Source organism: Leptospira ainlahdjerensis (assembly GCF_016919175.1).
Taxonomy (GTDB): domain Bacteria; phylum Spirochaetota; class Leptospiria; order Leptospirales; family Leptospiraceae; genus Leptospira; species Leptospira ainlahdjerensis.
This window is the reverse complement of record NZ_JAFFPU010000040.1, coordinates 1-3,926: the sequence shown is the minus strand read 5'-3', so window position 1 is coordinate 3,926 and position 3,926 is coordinate 1. Positions and strand designations below refer to the sequence as shown.

Sequence of the window (3,926 nt, the reverse complement as noted above, 5' to 3'; positions counted from 1 at the left end):
TATCAAGGCGCTCAGACTTGGGATGCGAAGTGGCAGGATCTTCTTGCTAAACAAGCCGCCTGGGAACAGAATTCCTTTAATTCGATTATTACCGGTTTATCTCAGTGGGATCAAGCTATTGCAGGTTTAGAAAATGATAAATTAGCCTACCTTAATGAAATCAATGCAACGGAGGCGCAATGGTTGGCCAATGAGCAGTTGATTCAAAATGCGGAGAATGGAATTCGAACAACCTTACAGAACACTTTGAATAGTATTCGTGCTCAAGAGAATCAGCTTAGATCTTCAATGGCAGGGGATCCTGTTTTGAATAGCTCCTTCGGTGATATTGATTCTCTTCTTGCAAGTCTGCAAGATTCTTTAGACCAACATGCTTCGTTGGATACTTTGGCACAATCGTTGGGAGACTTTTTTCAAAATCAAAAGAACTACGCTGATTCTAAGGTTGACTATTGGAATTCGGCCAAATGGCAAGACGGCTACGCAACGCAGATCGTGAATTTTGCGCAACAAGTTGGAACGAGTTCGGTCAGCTGTTCGAACGATTTCGGTTCAAACGGTTGTAGTAATATTGTTCAAGGAAACAGAGGCATTTACTATCAAGGCGACGGATCCGTTCTCGGGTGGAGAGCCGATAGCAGTAGTCTTATCTATCAATCGGATGTGACCGCTTTGGTCGGACAAGGAAGCTACTCTTCAAGCGCGACTCATGAGGACACTCATTTTACTTATCAATGTTTTTCAGGATCCGACTTCGGTGGTACTTGCACCAACGGTCACGGTGGCTATAGATTGAACGGCGAATGGTGCGGAAATGAGTGGTTCTTTTGCGGCTATACACAAGTAAACAATTTGGATCAGAGGTATAGTTTTGCTGTGAACGGTAATTTTAATACGGCACAGATTCAAAATAATAATAATATCCGGAATGCTATCTTCGGTACGTATAACTTATCCTTTTCCTCTTCTCCAGACGCGGCCCAAGCGGCGAGTAGCGTTACTCCGATTCTTCAAGGGACATCCGTATATTTAGGTGGAACCGCTCTTACTTCCTCTAATTGGTTTAGTCTTCTCGGAAGCACAAATCAAGTAGAGATTCAGTCGAGATATAGATATGCAGATGCGGCCATGCAAGGAAATCAAGACTTCTGGTCAGGTATGTCCTCTCAATTTTCAAACTTAGCAAACACCTTTTTGTCTCTTGTAAATCCTCTAAGAGATTGGGAATCTCGATCGAATCAATATTCCCAAGAATACAATTCCAAACTTCAGGAACTTCAACTTGCAAAACAGGCGACTTCTCAGAATTACGACGATCAGATCGCTCAGATGAAAGCTGCTAGGGATGCGTGGGTTACTTCAGTTTATGGTTTTCAAATCAACGGCTATAACGGCGTTTTAGATAATGCAGACAGTCAATATCGTCAGGGGCAACAAGCTTGGGCTGACGAAATTCAATTGTTCCAGCAAGCAGAACTTAACTGGTATTTATCAGCTAAGGATACATTGCAACAGGCTTTATCCGATCCTCAATCCGGAGAAGAACCGTTTCAAGCGAACGCAATCAGTCAGACAAATACTTTAGAGTCTCTCATTACGAATTCTGAATCGAATACAAGCCAACTCTATAATACTGCTGTCGGACTTTGGGACAGTTATCAATATGCAGCGTCAGGGAATCTTGTAGATCAGGCAATCCTGAATAAACAAAATGAATCGGTTTGGAATACTCAAGGAGCAGCGTTGAGTCAGAGTATTGCTGATTCCTTTGGAAGATCTCAAGCGTATGGAACAGCTGCATTAGACGCGAGCAATCGAATCAATAGTATTATAACTGCGATGCTCGGCCAACCCGCGCAAATCGTTGACAATGCCGAATTATTGTCTTTGCAAAATCAAGCCAATCTATTCGGTCAAAATCAAACCTTTTGGTTAAATGAAATTTCGGGGTCTCAAGGGGGATTCGGCTTTAACGGTAAGGCAAGTGAGAATCAAACTCTGATCGACCAATATACGGCTGTTCGTGCGGATATTTCAATTGCGTCCACTCTTCAGTTGGAAACCGTCGATCAAGAAAAAACGTTTTTGAATCAGGCTTCCGAATACTTTAATAAATCGGAACGATATCTCGCATTGTCCGAGATCGCGAAATCTGAAGGTAGGTTCGACGAGTCGGCCTATTACATGAAGCTTTCCTCCGATCAGAAGAGCCATGCAATGTCCTTCTTGAAAGAAAAGTATTCAACTTTAGGAGATACGATTACTACGGAAGTAACTTCAAGAGCTCTTTCTAACACAAGAAATTCTTTTTTGAATTATAGAGATTCGCTTCTCCATAGGAATTTCAAAAATTCTCAAGAGATCGCGGAGCAGATCAAATACGAAAAGAACAACGTCGAAGGGATTATCGGCGCAGGTCAAAGCTACGATCAAATTCAAGGAATGCTTCAATCGGCAAAAAATCTAATTCAACAAGGAAGTGAAAACAAAGGAGCGATTGAAAGTCTTCTTTCCTATTCCCAGGAACTTGCAACTCGAGATATCGGAGGAAGTTTGTTGGAAGGTTTGACGGAGATGATTTCTTCGCTTGAATCCAAAATTCCCGGGGAAATTACAGCTGATTTTGTCACTCAGCAAATAGCCGCTTCTCAGAAGGAAATGGAAGAGAAACAATCCCGCGTTGACGAACTCTTGGGTGACATGAATTCTCTTCTGACCAATGATAATGACTTACAGGCGTTACAAACTTTGATGCAAGGCGGAGCTCAGTCATTAAATTTTGCGGCGAATAGCGCAGTATCTCAATACTTAGATCAGTATTCTCAAAAACTTCAAAAAGAAAACGAGGAGAGAAGCGCTTCTCTACAGAAGAATTTATTCGATTCCCTCATCAATGGAGAAGATTATAAATATCTTCGCGATGCAGGTTATTCCTTTCGTATAAACGGTGATCGAATCTCCGGATACAGGCAGATTCAGAGCGGAGAGGTTGCCATCGACGGGAACGCGATGAAAGATTCTAGTTATAGCGCAGTTCTCGAGTATCAGTACATTCAGATTTTGACAAAATTCAATCCCGGAAATCTTCGCGTAGACACTCTTAATCTTGATAGTCTGAACACGACCGCCTTTAACGCTTCTATGGTAGAGAACGTTCGAGATTATTTGGATAGTATGCAAAGCCAGATGGAAGGAATGTTCGCACAATTCAGCGACAAAACGGCGGAACTTCAACAATCCTTTTCTCAAAATCAGGAAATTAAAGAGTTTCAAGAAAATGAATATAGAGAGAGCAAAAAAGAAACGTTAGCAAACTTTCAGGCTTTAGATCCTAGTTTCAAACAGAGCTTTCAGCCAACCATGGGGCAAACCAAAGAATACCACAGACAGTCAGGAAGTTATGGCTTTGAAGAAGGTTCTGCTCAATCTCAAGGAAATAAATTGCGGAGTTCCTTCGACGGTTTGGGAACCGGGGACAAAATCTTCGCAGGAAGCCGAGATCTAAAAGGAACAGTAAACGTTAAGGGAATTCCCATAGAAATCAGCTACGGTAAACAAGATCTTTTAGTTCTTTCGAGCTTTAGCTTAGATTCATTGGGATATGACTTCAAGTTAAAGGGTTTTGGGAGCACATATACGCAAGACCAACTAACTACAGTTAATCAGAAATATTCAAATTATCTGAAAGATGTTGAAGAAAAAATCGAGAATCAAGCAAAGGCGAACGACGCTGAGAAGGAAAGCAAGGGCTTTATCTTCACGATCATGAACGGGATGAACGGCGGCTCCGGAAGTATGGGTCAGCGGTTCACACAAGCCGTAAAGAGCGAGTTCCAAAGTCGAATGACAGGAATGGTTGCGGAGGCAACGGGCTTACCAGCCAGTTTCGTAGGAGCGCTCGTCGGAGGCGGAAGTTTGAAGTCTGC

General features: G+C 42.3%; 1 pseudogene. It reads left to right on the top strand.

Going from position 1 to position 3,926, the window contains the following annotated elements:
• Window positions 1-3,926 (top strand): annotated as a pseudogene (locus JWG45_RS11410) (peptidase M23); the annotation flags it as partial.